This window comes from Nocardia sp. CA-135953 (genome assembly GCF_050955735.1).
Taxonomy (GTDB): Bacteria; Actinomycetota; Actinomycetes; order Mycobacteriales; family Mycobacteriaceae; genus Nocardia.
In genome coordinates, this window is record NZ_CP192082.1 from 5,430,878 (window position 1) to 5,446,516 (window position 15,639).

Below are 15,639 nucleotides of genomic sequence, written 5' to 3' on the forward strand. Positions count from 1 at the left end.
GGTGGCGGAAGCGGGCGACGGAGCCGGTGCGGTTCCCGTTCACGACCGCGGTAGTGCAGTGCTACTGGGACGCCAAGTGAGGTTCCCACGCGAACCCGTCCGGATCGGTGATTGCTCCGACACTGCCCTCGATGACGATCCGATGCGACCCGGTTCCCTCCGGCGGCACACCAGCATCCTTGGCGGCGGCACGGCGCCCGTAGAGCGCCAGCTTGATCGAGGACGCCGGGGTTTCGAACTCGACGTACTTGCTACCGAAGCTTTTCGCAACGGCCAGGCCGTGATCGACGTAGAACTGCTTGGTCGCCTTGACATCGTCGACTCCGAGGAGGACCACGAAATCATCGATCTCGCGGGTCGCCGGACCGGTGTCCTTCTTCGACGACGTCGCGATCTTCCAGATCGCCCCGTCCGGCGCCTGGACGACGCCGCCGTAGCCCCAGAAGCTCTTCTTGGCGGGCTTCGACGTCGTCGCGCCCGCGGCGACAGCGGTGCCGATGAGGCTGTCGACGGTACTCGGCTGCGACACCACGAGCGAGAGGATGAAGCCACGGAAGCCGGTCGTCGGCGCCTCCGAGGTACGGACGCGCAGCTTGTCACCGAGACCGAACGCGGCGGTGTAGAAGGCCTCCGCGGCCACAGCGTCGGGCACCTCGAGGACGACGGATTCGATAGCGGCTTGGTTAATGGTGATGTTCATGGCACTAACGCTATTTTCTACCCGGCGACCAGCGCTTCTCGATTCCTGATCGCTTCGGCCGCGGTTGAAATCAGCCCGTCGAGGCGAGCCACCCGGCGCCTCAGGAGTATCGCGCGAACGGTGTTGTCGTTCGCCGCGCAATCGTCTCGACACCGGCCGTTGGTGAGCCGGCCGCGGTCACCACATGATGCCGTGACGCACCACCTGGAGACCGCCCGGCATCTAGGGTCTGAGCGTATGAGCTGCCGCCTGTCTGAACTGATCGTCAAATGCACCGACCCCGTTGCCCTGTCCGGTTTCTGGTGCGCGGTGCTCGACTACGTCGAGCTGAGCAGGGAGGAACCGGAGGACGGCATCGAGATCGGGCCGCCGTCCGGATTCGGCGGGGCCGCTCCGACGCTGGTGTTCAGCCGGGTCGCCGAGCCGAAGACCGCGAAGCTGCGGCTGCACTTCGACGTGAACCCGGTCGACCGCGACCAGGACGCCGAACTGGAGCGGCTGCTGTCGCTCGGCGCGCGACCGGCCGACGTCGAGCAGACCGGCGACGAGCCCTGGCATGTACTGCAGGATCCGGAGGGCAACGAGTTCTGCCTGCTGCGTCAGCGGTTGCCGGAGCTTTGATTCGCGAATAACCGAGCGCCCCATAGCGGCCCAACCGCTGGGACCCGCGAAATCTGCCCGGCATTCTTGATTCGTCCATCGCCAGCGGCGATCGAGTTACCCTGAATTGATGCGTTGGTTCCGTCGGTACGTCCTGGCCGCGCTCGCCGCCGCGGCGTCGACCTTGCTGCTGTGCACGAACTCCTCGGCTGTCCCGCCGATCCGGTCGAACGCGCTACCGGTACTGGACTCGGATTTCCTGTGGGGTGTCGCGTCATCCGGTTTCCAGTCCGAAGGCCATGCGCCCGATAGCAATTGGACGCGTTACGTCGCGGGCTCCGGCGCCGACGAACTGCGCGATTCGGTCGACTTCTACGACCGGTACGCCTCCGACATCGACCTGGCGGCCGAGCTGGGTGTGAAGGTGTTCCGGATCGGGATCGAATGGGCTCGCGTACAGCCCGCACCGGGCGCCTGGGATGCCGGCGCGTTCGGTTTCTACGACGCGGTGATCGCGAAGGTCGTGGCCGCCGGGATGCGACCGATGATCACCCTCGACCACTGGGTCTATCCCGGCTGGGCGGCCGACCGCGGCGGCTGGCGCAATCCGGGCATGGTCGGGGATTGGCTGGCCAATATGCGCACGGTCGTCGACCGCTACGCCTCCCGAAATCCGTTGTGGGTCACCATAAACGAGCCGGTCGCCTACATCGTGCACGAGACCAGCCGGGGCGCGGCGAGCGGACCCGAGATGCTCGACCGCCTCGCGCAGACCCACAACGCCATATACGACTACATCCACCAGGCCCAGCCGGGCGCCCAGGTGACCAGCAACGTCGGCTATGTGGCCGGCTCGGAAGCACAAGTCAACGGCGAGTTCATCGATCGCGTCGCCAACCGGCTCGACTACGTGGGCGTCGATTACTACTTCGCCTACGATCCGGTGCAGTCGCTGCTGAGTTCCATCACCAGGGCCATCGGGTCGGCAATGCCGCAGCTGCCCGGACAGCGCATTTGGGAACTGCCGGTCCGCACCGAGGGCATCTACTATGCGCTGCAATACTATTCGCGCCGCTTCCCAGGCAAGCCGTTGTACATTGTCGAGAACGGCATGCCCACCGAAAACGGTATCCCCCGCGGCGACGGCTACACCCGCAGCGATCACCTTCGCGACACCGTCTACTGGATCCAGCGCGCCAAGGCCGACGGCATGAATGTCATCGGCTACAACTACTGGAGCCTGACCGACAACTACGAATGGGGCAGCTACACACCACGATTCGGCCTCTACACCGTCGATGTGCGCTCCGACCCGACCCTCACCCGCCGCCCCACCGATGGCGTCGGCACCTACACCCAGATCATCGCCACCGGCGGTCTCCCCGCCGACTACCGCCCCACCCGCGGCCCGTCGATCTGTGTGCTCGTCGACCCACCGGCCAGCTGCCTCAGCCCTGTCGCAAACCCGTAGCGTGCGCCGCAGTGCAGGGACGAATCTGATCACGCAACGTGGTGCGTGATCAGCGGCTCGAAGCCGCGGAGTGTGGAACTCGTTCAGCGGCCGGCTCGCCCTGTGCGAGCAGGGAAGCCCAGGCCGAGCCGTCGACACCGGCCGGGCAGCACGGCACCGACGACGTGCACCGCGGGCCAGACCCAGTCGAATGCCGATCGCGCGATCGCCTCGACGGTCTCCGCGCCAGCCGACGCACATCACATCATCGGTTCGGTCAGGAGTCGGCGGGTGACTCCACGGCGATTTCGCCACCCAGCTCGTAACCGCCACTCAACTGCAGCCCGTCGCCACTCCAAAACCGTCCGGGGTCATACCAATTCGGGCTTCGGTCCTGCGACAACAACCCCATCGACTGATAGGTCGCGGCAACGATCTCCGCGCAGTACGCGCTTTCCAACTCCTGGACGACCGTTCGGCGCGACCAGCGGCTCGGCAGGCGGGCTCGGCCGCGTAGCCAGCGTCCAGCGAGACCGGCAGTGGAGGGAAAGGGGGTTCCGTCGAATCGGGCGACGGTGCGCAGCAAGCTGTCTTCCATCTCTTTGGTTGCCGGACGGTTCAATTGGCGCAACCAGGCCTGCTGACCGTAGCGGTGCGTCCACACCAGTACCGCATCACGCAGGTTGTGCAACTGGACGCCGCGGTGCGCGACACCCGACCACATGTCGGGCAGTGATCGGCCGAGCTCCGCATGCCAGATCAACGCGGGCAGATCATCGAGCACAACCGACATTCCCACATGGTTCACCGGACTGTTCGTCGTCATCCGAATCGCACGATCGGCCGCCGAATGCCCACGGAACAACCAGATATCGCCGGTTCTGGTGAGCTCGAGCGCCCGATCGAGACTGATGCTCGTCCCCGTCATGGAAGTAGCCTATGCGGTATGAGGTGGTGGAAGGCAGTGGGATTGGCAGGTGCGGCCGGCGTGGTGGCCACCGGCGTGGTGGTCGTGCGCGCTGAGCGCCGCCGCCGCGCCTACACCCCGGACCAGGTCCGCGAACAGCTGCACATGCGATTCGCGCAGGCGGCATCGGCCGAGCCCACCACCGAACCCGCCACTCCCCTAGCTCGGAACACCCCCGGTATCCGCAGCCGCATCCGCCGCCTGTTTCACCGTTGACTCGCGGATCGAAAGCGTGTCGTTCAACCACGAACAGGCAGAATCAAGTGATGCCGCACCGTTCGATGCCTGCTCCGGACCAGGCCCGTTATTCGGTCCGCACGGCGGCGAGCGGCTCGGGATCCCGATTGCGACGCTGCGTAGCTGGAATCGCCGATACGGAATCGGGCCGCAGCCGGAGCCGCGCTGCATGACACGCTCACCAGGTAGAGATTTTTTCGGCGGCGCGTCGATCTTCGGCATTCCCCGTTCGACTCATGGGTGAGAGGGTCCGAGAGGGACCCGGATACTCGAGGAGACAGAACCATGAAGTACATGCTGATCTGGCGCGCCACCGACGAGGCCTACGCGGGGATGGAGAATTTCGACTTCGAAAAGATGCTCGAGACCGTGGGTCGGTACAACGAGGAGATGATCCGGGCGGGCGTGCTGGTCGCCGCGGAGGGTCTCGACGATGCCACCGATGGCGTGGTCGTCGACTATTCCTCCGAAACGCCCGTGGTCACCGACGGACCGTACGGCGAGACCAAGGAGCTGTTCGGCGGGTTCTACATTCTCAATGTGGCGTCCAAGGAGGAGGCCGTGGAGTGGGCCAAGCGGTCGCCGATCACCGGTCCCGGCTTCAAGACCGAAATCCGCCGGGTCACCACGATCGATGAGTTCCCGCAGGACAACGAGTGGATCCAGAAGGAGCGCAAGTGGCGGGAAGCGACCGGTCAGCTCTGAGCGAATCGAATGGCTGAGCACACCGGCCGCGCGGCCGTCGCCGCCATCTGGCGAATCGAGTCGGCACGGATCGTCGGTGCACTCGCGCGGTACACCGGCGATTTCGCGCTGGCCGAGGATCTCGCCCAGGAGGCGCTGGCCGAAGCCCTGGTGACGTGGCCACGTGATGGCGCGCCCCGCAATCCCGCGGGTTGGCTGCTCACCGTCGGCCGGCGGCGCGCGATCGACGCGTTCCGCCGGCGCTCCGCCCTCGATGAGAGATATGCCGCCCTTGCCCGTGATCTGGGCGAGGGCGGTGTGCTCACCGGGCGCGAACCCACCCGCGAAGCCGAGGACATGCTCTGGGATCCGGATCGCATCGATGACGACGTGCTCGCATTGATATTCATCTCGTGCCACCCTGTGCTGTCACGGGAGGCGAGGCTGGCGCTCACCCTACGGGTGGTCGGCGGTCTGACCAGCGATGAAATCGCCAAGGCGTGCCTCGTACCGACCGCCACCGTCCAGGCCAGGATCACCCGCGCGAAGAAGACCTTGGCGGCGGCGCGGGTGCCGTTCGAGGTGCCGTCGGCACAAGAACGGGCCGAGCGCCTCGGCTCGGTGCTCAGCGTGATCTATCTGATCTTCACCGAAGGCTCGACGGCCAACTCCGGTGACGAGCTGATCCGATTCGAGCTGGCGGGCGAAGCTCAGCGTCTCGCGCGGGTCCTTGCCCGGTTGGTGCCGAACGAGCCCGAGGTCTACGGCCTGCTCGCGCTGCTCGAACTGACCGCGGCGCGCTTCCCGGCCCGTACCGGACCGGACGGCGAGCCAGTGTTGTTGGAGCAGCAGGACCGTCGCCGCTGGGACCGCGCCGCGATCCGCCGGGGACGGGCCGCCCTGGTCCGCGCGGAGCAGGTCGGCCGTGGCCTGGGCGCCTACGGCTTGCAGGCGGCGATCGCCGAATGTCATGCCGTCGCAGCCTCGGTCGAGACGACGAACTGGGAGCGCATCGTGCTCATTTACGAGGCGCTCGGCAGACTGGCCCCGTCGCCGGTGGTGGACCTCAACCGGGCGGTGGCAGTCTCCATGGCCCAGGGACCGGCTGCGGCGCTGCCGATCGTGGACACGTTGGCGGCTGGGGCGCTTGCGAATTCGCATCTCCTGTCGAGCGTCCGCGGTGAGCTGCTCACTCGTCTCGGACGCACCGATGAGGCGCGCACCGAGCTGGAGCGCGCGGCAGCGTTGTGCGGCAATGAGCGCGAGCGAACGGTGCTGCGGCGCAAGCTCGCTGCGCTCGGCTGACAGGCGCACACCCGCTGCCTCGGCGCCCCCGTGCTCGACCATCACGGTGTGCCGGTCGGCGGAATCAGGGTGTCGGCCCTGGCCTTCCACCTCGATCGCGCGCAGGTGCGCGCCTGCGCGCCGCTGCTGATCACCGCCGCCCGCGACGCCTCGCACGCACTCGGCCTTCCCAATTCGGCGCCACCCGCCTCGGTGCCGCGCAAACGCCGCTGATAGCTCTATCGGACGAGAAAGTGCCAGCCGACCCATGCCCATACGAGCACAGCGACGATCCTCGCCACCTGATTGCGGGTGAGGTACGCGATCGTTTCCCCCAGGGGCGCGATCTGATCCCGGCGCACATGCGTGACCACGACCACGCCGAGCGCGACCACCAGCATCACCACGAACCCGACGATGACGATCAGCCGATCGCTCATCTCACCACCAGCCACCAGCCGGCCCCCAGCCACACGAACCATCCGGCCAACCGCAGCGGCAACTGCTCTAGCGCCGGATCCAGCAGCGTCGACAAGGTCGGGTGCAGGTCGCTGGCTTGCGTCCAATTCGGTTGCCGCACAAAGGCATACATTTCCCACACCGATGCGACGACCACCAGCGTCGCCCAAACGGCTACTCCGCGCCGCAGCCGGGCGGTGCGTGGAATCTGCTCGGGTCTCGTGCGGAAGGCCAACACCGACACCACGATCACCGGCACCAGCACCAGCACGGCTGCCTGCCAACTGAACGGCCGGGTCGCGGCGCCACCCGCCGCCAGCACAACACCGACGACCAGCAGCAGCATCCGCCGCCGAAATGGTCGCGCCGATTCCCGTGTCACCTGGGCAGAATAAGCCCCTGAGCACCGAATTCGGGCGTTCGACGCCACCGACACTGTGGCTGGTCACCGGTATGCACAGCACCGACAAGCGAATCCACCGCGGTGCGCGGCAGCATCCTCACCGCCATCACCGACCACCTGGCGCCGGATTCGTGCTGTCGGTCGAGGCGATCCCGCCACGGTCGGTCACCTCGTCGCCGGCGAATTGTCAGCAGCGACGCCGCGGGTCCGCCGATCTCACATGCGACGGCGCGGTTCGAGTCCCGCATCACGTGCCGCCAGCACGGCCTGCGCTCGATCACGCAATTGCAGTTTGGCGAAGATGTGCCGCACGTGGGTCTTCACGGTCGCCATGCTGATGAACAGTTCCTCCGCTATCTCGGTGTTGGTCCGTCCGGCGCCGATCAGCGCGAGAATCTCGGACTCGCGACCGCTGAGATCGCCGAAGCCCGGCGGCAATTGCGCCGGCGCGGGCGGGCGGGCCGAGAAGTGATCCATCATTCGGGCGAGGACAACTGGCGACACCACCGGTTCGCCCGTGGCAGCGCGACCGACCGCGTCGACAAGACCGTCTGCGGTGACATCTTTGAGCAGAAATCCGCATGCGCCCGCGCGCAAGGCGTCGACGACATGCTTGTCGTGGTCGAACGTGGTCAAGGCGAGCACCCGGATACCCGCGCCGAGTCCGACGATCCGACGCGTTGCTTCGACCCCGTCGACACCGGGCATCCGCAGATCCATCAACACGACATCCGGCTGCAATGCGGTCGCCGCCGCAACCGCTGCGGCGCCATCGGCCGCCTCACCGACCACTTCCACGCCGCCGAGTTCGAGGATCGTGCGCAATCCCTGGCGCACGAGATCCTGGTCATCGACCACCAGCACGCGGGTCATCGCACACCCGCATCGAACGGGATGGTGACACTGACATCGAACCGGCCACGTTCCGCGTGCGAAGCGAAGGTACCGCCCAGCAACTCCGCCCGGTGCCTCATGCCGGTCAATCCCCGGCCCGGGCGCGGCTCGGCGTTGCGCGTCATCCGGTTCGTCGAGCGCAGCGCGACTCGATCCGGCAGCCAGTCGACGGCGATATCGACCTGTTCGCCCGGCGCGTGCCTGCCCGCGTTGGTGAGACATTCGCGCACAATGCGATTGACCGCGAAGACCGCGTTCCTGCACTCGGGCGGCGGCGTTCCGGTGACGGTGAGACTGTTCGCGATCCCGACCGATCCGGCGTTGTCGGCCAGCTGCACCAGGTCCGGATCATCTTGCACGCCTTGGTCATTCAGCGGAGCGAGCACGTTCAGGACTTGACGGATCTGCGCCAGCGTGTGATGCGCGGTCGAGCGGATCGCCTCCACCGGCACGACCGCCTTGGCGGGTGCGATCTTCAGCGCCGACGCCGCCGCTTCCGCCTGGATCGCGATGAGAGTGAGTTCGTGGCCGACCACATCGTGCAGCTCCCGGGCGATACGGGCACGTTCGGCGGCGACGGCGGCCTCCTCGGCGCGCCCGCGCTCGTACCGCAACTCCCGGGTCAACGCGCTGATCTCCGCGTTCTGGCGACGCTGAAACGCGACCACCCGGCCCGACACCACCGGGGCGACGACAGCGAGCACTCCGCCGATGGCCGCTACCGGCTGCTCCGGGCCGAGCAGTGTGCCGACGACCGCGGCCAGCGCCGCCCATACGGTGACCGCGGGCACGGCGATACCCCGGCGGCCCCAGGACCCCAAGGCATAGAACTGCAGCACCACCGCCACGAATCCCGGCACCGGGAAACCGTCGAGCGGGATCAGCCAGGTCAGCGACGAAACCAGCGCGGACGCAATCGGATACGTTCGACGCCACGCCAGCGGGAGCATCGACCCGACCACATACACTTCGCCGACACCGCGGCCCGCGATGGGAAAGATCGCGGTCTGCACCAGCCCGGCCACGACGAATACGGCCGCCAGCACCGCATCCGACGGCGTAGTGCGCAATCGTTCGGCCAGTCTCACCGACCGAGCGTAAGTGAGGAAGGAACCCGGCGTCGTCATCCCACGGGGTGAGCGTGGGACCAGCCCGCACGCCGAGCCCCTTCCCGCCCGCGGGTCGATGTGTGTCCGGGTGGCGGTTCCTACTCTTCGGTTGTCCAGATCTGTCAGTGCGAGAGGGAAAACCCAATGGACGCAATGCATCTCGATCCAGCAGCGACGCTCTCCGAGCCACAGCGCATCGGGGCCCGCTTCGGACTGGCCTTCACCGCATCCCAGCTGACGGTCATGGCTGCAATGGCGGTTTTCGTGCTGCCCCGAGCCGGTGCACCGGGCGCTGCCCCACTCGAACGCGGCGCGAACGTGCTGGACGCCCAGCTGCTCTATCGGCTCGGCAACTTCGCCCTCATGATCTCGGGAATGCTGTTGCTCGGATTTCTCGGCGTGGTGCACACGCGTCTGCGCCAAACCGATGGATCGGCAGCACTGGCGACCGTCGCGGTCGCGTCCGGCACGCTGGTGGCGCTGATCTGGCCGCTGGCAGGCATGCTGCACGACGTCGCGATCGACGCCGCCGAAGCAGGCGCAGACCCGAGGATTCTCGCCGGATGGGACTCCGTCGCGCCTTTCGGTCTAGCGCTGTCGGCGATGCCGCGACTGCTGTTCGTCGGCGCGATCGTGCTGTGTCTGCGCCGCACCCGCGCGCGCGGCGCGCAATGGCTGCGCCGCGGTGGCATCGCAGTGCTCCCGCTGAGCCTGGCGGGCAGCGCCACACTCGTCCACTCCGCACTGTTCCCGGTGTTGGCCGTGAGCACGCTCGCCTTCCACCTGTGGCTCGGTGCCGTCGCCTGGCACTGGCTGCACTCCGAGTCCCCCCGTTGATCCCCACCTCGAGGAGAAACCAATGCACCACAACGCCGCTCAGATCGATTGCCGGGCCAGGCCTGTGTCGCTGACGGACCGATCGACCGCACCGGCATGTGCGTCATGCATTTCACGCTCCGACGCGATATCGCCGACCTGGTCTCCGCAACCGCGCTGACACCGCCGACGGATACCGTGACATGGCGCTCGCCCGCTGCTGGGCGCTGTTCGCCGAACTCCTGCACCACCATCACACCGCCGAAGACACTACTGGCCGGTGCTCGCGACAGCCGTCCGGCAGCGCGGCACGGCCGCCGATCGAGCCGTCATCGCCGCCATGGAACACGAGCACTCCGAAATCGGTCCCGCCGTCGCCGAATGCCACGCCGGATTGGCGAATATGCTCGCCAGCCGAGCCGAGACAGCCGCAGTCCTCCATAAACACCTCCATCCGGCGCCATCAACCAGCCCCGCCGACTGAGCATCGATGAAACCATGCAGTCTGGAGTCCACTCACCCTGAGGAGAACCATGCTCGCAGTAACCGCCGCTGTGACCGTCAAGGACGGGTCCGGCCCCGAGTTCGAATCCGTCGTCGCCGATCTGGTCGCCCAGGTCCGGGCCAACGAACCCGGCAATCACGCCTACCAGCTGGTCCGCTCCCAGGCCGATCCCAACAATTACCGCTTCTTCGAAATCTATTCCGACAAGGAAGCTTTGGACGCCCACACCCGCTCGGACCACTTCCGCGCCGCCGGCAAGCTCATGGCGCCACTGCTGGCCGCGCCCCCGCAGCTCGAGTTCTTCGACACCCTCTGAAAACCCCACCCTCTGCGGGCCAGATCGGTCCCAGAGGGTAATCCAGCTCGCCGCACATACACCTGCCGAATGAATGCTCCGGCGGCCGTGATGGACGCAGTGGCTCAGCGAGGGCTGATACCCGCTGTGTGTCCGAATCAGTTCCGCGAGTTGGCCGGTAGCAGTCGTAATTCCGCTGTTCCATGATCACGCCCGTCCTGGACGGTGTGGAACATGGCGATCCCGGCAGCAGCACCAGCCCGTCAGCGGAGCTCGATGGGGCCACGGATCTGGCGCACCGCCGCAGTGGCCCAACCGAGGTGGTAGTGGCCGCCCTCGTCCAGGAACTTCGCACGTAGCTCGTACCAGCGCAGACCCGGATGCCGGTGGTGCACGCCGTGCAGGTTGAAGCTCAGCGCGAAACGCTCCAGCGATCGAAGCGTACGCAGGTTCATCGCCTCCAGCGGTGCGTCGAGTGCGGTGCCGTAGTGATAAGCGTTGTCCGACAGGGAGATAACCAACGCACGCCCGCCCAATGCCGCCAAAAGCATCCAGCCGTCCGCACCGTAGGCAGTAAACGCGGCGGCGTAGAGCACAACGATCGCAGCCGCGTCGACCCGGAACCGACCCAGCACGCTGGCCTGCGCGATACGTTCGAAAAGCAGTCCCGCAACGGAGTCCGGTGCGTCCATCAGCCGACCGAGGCGACGCAGCACCGAGGCAGGCAGCACGGCCAGCAGCACCGCCGCGACCTCGAGCAGGTACAGACCACCGAACAGCCGCAGGTAATACCCTGGCGCGGCCTTCAGCCAACTGGATGTCGCCGGGTCGTAGATCTCGGTGCGCTCCCTTGTCCTGCTGTACCGGTGATGCAGCAGATGGCCGGCCTTGAGCATCGCAAACGGTGCACCGTACAGCACTCCGAGCACACGCCCGAAAGCGTCGTTGCCCGCACGCGCGCGAATCAGGCTGCCGTGGATGGCCTCATGGATCAGCGACCAGAACGGTGTCGTCGACAAAACCATGATCACCAGCGTCCAGCCCCACATCGCGCCGCGTGGCAGCAGCGCCAGCGGCAGCAGGAACATCTGGAACAACCCGAGACCAATAGCGATGCCGATCAACCAACCATTGATGGCCCGAGCCGGTCGCACCGGTCTCCGGGACCCGCGAATCCTGTCACGGGTACGCACGTCGGTCATATGCTGCCCTCGTTCACATCGAGCCTGCCACGGCTCATCGTGCCACCCCCGACAAGAATCGGCCGAGGTCGAAATATGCTGCCGACCAGGAACACTCGATCTTTTCATCGAATGTCCGGACACAGTTCACCTTGCGCGGCAGCGGCAGCGGCAGCGGCAGCGGCAGCGGCAGCGGCAGCATGCTTCGGGCCGGCCGGTGTGAGCGCGACGGCCGGGCACACTACCGACGTTTCGATGGGCCGGCTTCGGGATGTCGGTCGAACAGCCGACAGTCCGATGCGACGCACGTGCCATACACTGGTCATCTCGGGAAAAGTCTCGAACAATTATGCGAACTGCTTCGAAACTCACGGTGGATTCATCGACAGGTCATGGATATTCAGCCTTCTCAACTTTTCTCAGCGAAATCTTCCGGCAACGCGCCGAGCGTGAATGCGATCCCCGAGACGTGACCGATCAAGATTGCACCACACACGGCTGGAGCATCATCACTTCAGCGGCGACACACTCCCAACTCGCCGGCGTGCTGGCCGGATTTCTCTTCACCGGAATAGTATTTCTGTTCACGCGTAGCGGTCGAGACCACACCCAAACTATCGCGCTGTTCACGGCTACCTTTTTCGTATTGGCGATCGACAGCTATGAATACAGCGTTATTGCGGGTAACAAACCTGCCGAGGGCAGGTTCGAGGAGCAATGCCCTTTCATCTGGAGTCAGATGATGCCGGCGGCCGGCTCGCTCGGCGTCGGCGGGGTCGCCCTGACGTGTGGCGTGACCTGGCTATTGGCTGATCATGCGTCGACCTCGCCGCATGTTCCTTTTTCCCCTCACCGTTGGCGATTCTGGCGCACGCCCCCGCCCCCTTCATCTCCATTGCCGACCCGCCCCGACCATACGCTGAGCAAGCTCGGCGGATTGGTGGTCGCCGCAATGGTTGCCGGAACAATATTGCTATTGATCGCAACTACGCTGGACTATTTCGAGTCCGTCTATGGCCACCGATCCGGTATCCTTTTCGCGCTCACTCTCGTCGTCGGCATATCTTTTGTCATTTCGGGTGTTACATTGACGTTCCGACGCACGTATAAATGGGTAAGAAATTCCACGCTCGGACATCCGAAATTGTTGTCGTGGGCCACGTATGTAACCATTTTGTATGGATTACTTTCCCTCGTTTATACGGGGATAGTAACCTTGATCGGAGTTGATGTCGCCGGCGGACCCGGGAATGTCGTAGTCTCGATCAGCTTTGTTCTCGGGCTACTCGGTCCCGGATTCTTGATCGGCGTTCTATTAGCTGGATCCGTGCCGAGTTCTGACTGAAATAGCTCGTCGACGCTCCTCATCATCTGGTCTGTTTCTTCGCCTTGTTCGGCTTCTTCTTCGTCTTCGGCTTGTCGTGGTCGGGCTCCCACTCGAAGCCCGCGAGGTTCTGCTCGCAGTGCCAGTTTTCGACTACGACATCGTCCTGGTCTCGTTCGCACCAGCGTTCCGTCTTGCCGCAAGAGGTGACACCGAGTCCGGCGGCTACCGCGATGGCCAAGGTGATCACAGCGGCGCGGAAGCGGGTGTTATGCATTGGGGTTCTCCGATTTCGGTGATTACGTGCAACTGCCGATTCTCGCCGGTGCTCTCGGCGACCGCCAGCCAGGCCAGCGGTCGCGGACGTGCGGTAATCCGTTGGTAGATCGACGGTTTGGGCACTAATCCTCGCCAGTCGGCCTTGCAGGAACCTTAACGATTGGTAACCGAATACCGGGGCACGGGCAGCCCGGCCGCAGGCTGCCGTGAACACCGAGGTGCCGCTACAGAGTCCGCCGCATCGGACGAGCCACATGGCTTCCCGCCCGACATCTCGTCACCGTGATCACATCCATGATGATGCTGCGGCCGTCAGCGACAGCGAGCATTCGACTTGGCCCTGGCGTCATCGAACGTCTCCGGGCAGCGAGAGACACGGCTCCGCTATTCGCCGCAGCCTTGGCACGCTACGACGGCTGGGCAATCGAGACACCGCACGCTACGAGCTCGAGAAGCAAGGCGGTACCACCGCGCAGATGCTCAACGGCAGGCGTGCCCGTGCTTCGAGTTCGCGATGCTGCCGTGGGCCGATACGGACGTACGTTCGACGCCTCGGCCCACAAATCACCGCGCCGGCCGGTCGGGCTTGGTCTGGTCGGGCGGCTGCTCGGGCTGGGTCTGCTCCGGAGTGGTCGGCTGGGGGTGCTGCTGCTCGAGCAGAGGCTCATCGGGCGAAGGCTCATGCGGCGGAGGCGGCTCGGGCAGTGAGTAGTCGGACCGGGTCACTGTGGCCGACGTAGCGCCGGCGTTGGCGATCGCAGTTCCCCCGAGCACGAGCGCCAGTGGAACCGCTCCCGCCACGACAGTCGAGACCATCTTCTGTCGACGTGGGTGGCGTGCCCTGTGCGTGCTTGTGCCCATAGATATATCCCCTTCTTACGAAAAGAGATTTGGACTCGAATATTTATATCCGACAGTATTTGTATCCGACAGCCGTATAGACGACCTCGGATTATCTCCGAGCATAGGTGACAGTTCGGCGCATGTCCATGGCACCTGTTCGATCCGTATGAGTATTCCGGTCGATGAATCAAGTGATCCGCGACTCTGAATAAGACGGGTGATTACCGAGGCAGTGGCAGTACGAGATGCTCGCATCTCGTACTGCCACTGGACTTCGCGATCAGGTGACCAGCGACGACGTGCGCGTTCACAGAAGCCGACGGTGGCATATCCGTCAACCGAGAACCAGATCCCGCCCGCGCAGGAACTTGCCTCTTGGTCTACCCCGGCATCCGAAATTTCGATTCGCACGGGTACCAGTTAATTGTTCGAACTATTTTTCGGTTCGCCACCGGGCCACCGTCGCCGGTAGCAAGGGACCAATCGGCTATTACCTCAGCCAGCTCCTGCGGCACCGTCACACGAATTACAGCCATGCGCCTCTCACTACATCATGAATCTCAAACGCCCCGGACAGTTCCGGTATCGACACACACAACGTGCGGGCACCAGCAAATCGATAGACTCGCCACCACGACGCGCTGGCCCGTTCCACGTACTGCCACATCGCTGAATCCGACCTCGTCAGTTGCCAATTCGGCGGTTCACATGCGGGACGGCCCGTCGAGGCCAGTGACGGTGAACGCCGTCGTGGCGAGATACAGGACCGGCAGCATCGATGTTTCGGCTCGTGCGCCGGCCGACGCATCACGTGAAGTGCTCACAAGCTCAGGTGCCCGAACCTGATCGCCAGCAGATTCGCTACCAGGACAGCGACGAAGACGACCGCGACCGTGCGGTAACCCACGGCCCACAGTCCGACCGCAGCGCTGCCGAAAACCACGAACTTGGTCACGACCGCGAGCACTGGGTTGTGGAATGTCGCATGCGGCGCCGCTTTTCGGCCAGACCGTTCCCTCCGCCACGGGTTACGCGGACATCCTCGGATTGGGCAACGGTGCGGAACGGGCGCGCATTGTAGATGAGCCAATGCCACGACTTCTAGAGTTCGGTGAAAACGCGTAGAATCCGAGCAGGTCGGGACAGCATTCGGAGCCCATCATGACTGAGAGAAAGAATTCACATACGAAGTTCACCCGGTTGGCCACGGCCGCCGGTATAGCCGCAGTTGCCGCGATTCCGGTCGTCGCAGCCGCGGCGCAAGCGCCTACCGCGCGCGCAGCGACGCCCACGTCCGCAACCCAACTCGTCGACAGCCCCGGTTGGGGTCACGGCGGCGGTTGGGGTTGGGGCGGCGGCGGTTGGGGTCACGGCGGCGGCTGGGGTTGGGGCGGCTGGGGTCACGGCGGCGGCTGGGGTTGGGGCGGCGGCGGCTGGGGTCACGGCGGCGGCTGGGGTTGGGGCGGCGGCGGTTGGTGGAACCCATTCGGCTGGGGTGGCTGGGGTAGCTTCTAGCGCCGGTGACCGAGCCCGGACACGCACGGCGTGCCGGGCTCGGTTGCATCAGTACCGATCATGTGAAGCCAGGTTCGACCAACCCGGGCCGGCG

General features: G+C 65.4%; 19 protein-coding genes. 10 read left to right on the top strand and 9 right to left on the bottom strand.

Going from position 1 to position 15,639, the window contains the following annotated elements:
* Positions 1-61 precede the first annotated feature (61 nt).
* On the bottom strand, positions 62-700 hold the full coding sequence (locus ACQPXH_RS25025) for a glyoxalase (protein WP_433598940.1): 639 nt from the start codon (positions 698-700) through the stop codon (positions 62-64).
* 237 nt (positions 701-937) lie between these two features.
* Between ACQPXH_RS25025 and ACQPXH_RS25030 the strand changes: the two genes are divergently transcribed.
* Positions 938-1,321: a VOC family protein gene (locus ACQPXH_RS25030; RefSeq protein WP_433598941.1), complete on the top strand. Its 384-nt coding sequence runs from the start codon at positions 938-940 to the stop codon at positions 1,319-1,321.
* A gap of 109 nt (positions 1,322-1,430) precedes the next feature.
* Positions 1,431-2,771, top strand: coding sequence for a family 1 glycosylhydrolase (locus tag ACQPXH_RS25035; protein WP_433598942.1), 1,341 nt, complete (start codon positions 1,431-1,433; stop codon positions 2,769-2,771).
* Between the two features lie 256 nt (positions 2,772-3,027).
* Here ACQPXH_RS25035 and ACQPXH_RS25040 read toward each other — a convergent pair whose 3' ends face one another.
* Complete coding sequence (locus ACQPXH_RS25040; RefSeq protein ID WP_433598943.1) at positions 3,028-3,678, bottom strand: hypothetical protein; 651 nt, start codon at positions 3,676-3,678, stop codon at positions 3,028-3,030.
* A gap of 18 nt (positions 3,679-3,696) precedes the next feature.
* Here ACQPXH_RS25040 and ACQPXH_RS25045 point away from each other — a divergent pair, with 18 nt between their 5' ends.
* The 4 genes from ACQPXH_RS25045 (at position 3,697) to ACQPXH_RS25060 (ending at position 6,156) form a co-directional block, all read left to right on the top strand.
* Positions 3,697-3,933 (top strand): hypothetical protein, encoded by a 237-nt coding sequence (locus ACQPXH_RS25045; protein WP_433598944.1) that lies wholly within the window; start codon positions 3,697-3,699, stop codon positions 3,931-3,933.
* Positions 3,934-4,239: 306 nt separating this feature from the next.
* Complete coding sequence (locus ACQPXH_RS25050; protein WP_433598945.1) at positions 4,240-4,659, top strand: YciI family protein; 420 nt, start codon at positions 4,240-4,242, stop codon at positions 4,657-4,659.
* Positions 4,660-4,668: 9 nt separating this feature from the next.
* Positions 4,669-5,943: an RNA polymerase sigma factor gene (locus tag ACQPXH_RS25055; protein WP_433598946.1), complete on the top strand. Its 1,275-nt coding sequence runs from the start codon at positions 4,669-4,671 to the stop codon at positions 5,941-5,943.
* A gap of 30 nt (positions 5,944-5,973) precedes the next feature.
* Positions 5,974-6,156 carry a hypothetical protein gene (locus ACQPXH_RS25060; protein ID WP_433598947.1) on the top strand — a complete coding sequence of 61 codons (183 nt, stop codon included), beginning with the start codon at positions 5,974-5,976 and terminating at the stop codon, positions 6,154-6,156.
* A 5-nt stretch (positions 6,157-6,161) separates the two neighbouring features.
* Here the strand turns inward: ACQPXH_RS25060 and ACQPXH_RS25065 are convergent, their stop codons facing one another.
* The 4 genes from ACQPXH_RS25065 to ACQPXH_RS25080 form a co-directional block, all read right to left on the bottom strand.
* Positions 6,162-6,362, bottom strand: coding sequence for a DUF6186 family protein (locus tag ACQPXH_RS25065; protein WP_433598948.1), 201 nt, complete (start codon positions 6,360-6,362; stop codon positions 6,162-6,164).
* Positions 6,359-6,763 (bottom strand): hypothetical protein, encoded by a 405-nt coding sequence (locus tag ACQPXH_RS25070; RefSeq protein ID WP_433598949.1) that lies wholly within the window; start codon positions 6,761-6,763, stop codon positions 6,359-6,361. Before ACQPXH_RS25070 ends, ACQPXH_RS25065 begins: the two co-directional genes overlap by 4 nt.
* A 237-nt stretch (positions 6,764-7,000) precedes the next feature.
* Positions 7,001-7,657, bottom strand: a complete 657-nt coding sequence (locus ACQPXH_RS25075) for a response regulator (protein WP_433598950.1) — start codon at positions 7,655-7,657, stop codon at positions 7,001-7,003.
* Complete coding sequence (locus ACQPXH_RS25080) at positions 7,654-8,766, bottom strand: sensor histidine kinase (protein WP_433598951.1); 1,113 nt, start codon at positions 8,764-8,766, stop codon at positions 7,654-7,656. Before ACQPXH_RS25080 ends, ACQPXH_RS25075 begins: the two co-directional genes overlap by 4 nt.
* Before the next feature lie 165 nt (positions 8,767-8,931).
* On the opposite strand from ACQPXH_RS25080, the gene ACQPXH_RS25085 reads away from it, so the two are divergent.
* The gene (locus ACQPXH_RS25085; RefSeq protein ID WP_433598952.1) at positions 8,932-9,624 is read left to right on the top strand and encodes a hypothetical protein; all 693 of its coding nucleotides are present in this window, start codon (positions 8,932-8,934) and stop codon (positions 9,622-9,624) included.
* Between the two features lie 512 nt (positions 9,625-10,136).
* Positions 10,137-10,424 carry a putative quinol monooxygenase gene (locus ACQPXH_RS25090; protein WP_433598953.1) on the top strand — a complete coding sequence of 96 codons (288 nt, stop codon included), beginning with the start codon at positions 10,137-10,139 and terminating at the stop codon, positions 10,422-10,424.
* A 242-nt stretch (positions 10,425-10,666) separates the two neighbouring features.
* Here the strand turns inward: ACQPXH_RS25090 and ACQPXH_RS25095 are convergent, their stop codons facing one another.
* Positions 10,667-11,605 (bottom strand): fatty acid desaturase family protein, encoded by a 939-nt coding sequence (locus tag ACQPXH_RS25095; protein WP_433598954.1) that lies wholly within the window; start codon positions 11,603-11,605, stop codon positions 10,667-10,669.
* A 352-nt stretch (positions 11,606-11,957) separates the two neighbouring features.
* Between ACQPXH_RS25095 and ACQPXH_RS25100 the strand changes: the two genes are divergently transcribed.
* Entirely contained in the window at positions 11,958-12,929 is a 972-nt protein-coding gene (locus ACQPXH_RS25100) for a hypothetical protein (RefSeq protein WP_433598955.1), read from the top strand.
* 22 nt (positions 12,930-12,951) lie between these two features.
* Here ACQPXH_RS25100 and ACQPXH_RS25105 read toward each other — a convergent pair whose 3' ends face one another.
* Together ACQPXH_RS25105 and ACQPXH_RS25110 are read right to left on the bottom strand one after the other, a co-directional pair.
* Positions 12,952-13,185 carry a hypothetical protein gene (locus ACQPXH_RS25105; RefSeq protein ID WP_433598956.1) on the bottom strand — a complete coding sequence of 78 codons (234 nt, stop codon included), beginning with the start codon at positions 13,183-13,185 and terminating at the stop codon, positions 12,952-12,954.
* Between the two features lie 1,665 nt (positions 13,186-14,850).
* Positions 14,851-14,985 carry a hypothetical protein gene (locus ACQPXH_RS25110; RefSeq protein WP_433598957.1) on the bottom strand — a complete coding sequence of 45 codons (135 nt, stop codon included), beginning with the start codon at positions 14,983-14,985 and terminating at the stop codon, positions 14,851-14,853.
* A gap of 206 nt (positions 14,986-15,191) precedes the next feature.
* Here ACQPXH_RS25110 and ACQPXH_RS25115 point away from each other — a divergent pair, with 206 nt between their 5' ends.
* Positions 15,192-15,545 carry a hypothetical protein gene (locus ACQPXH_RS25115; protein ID WP_433598958.1) on the top strand — a complete coding sequence of 118 codons (354 nt, stop codon included), beginning with the start codon at positions 15,192-15,194 and terminating at the stop codon, positions 15,543-15,545.
* Positions 15,546-15,639: the final 94 nt, after the last annotated feature.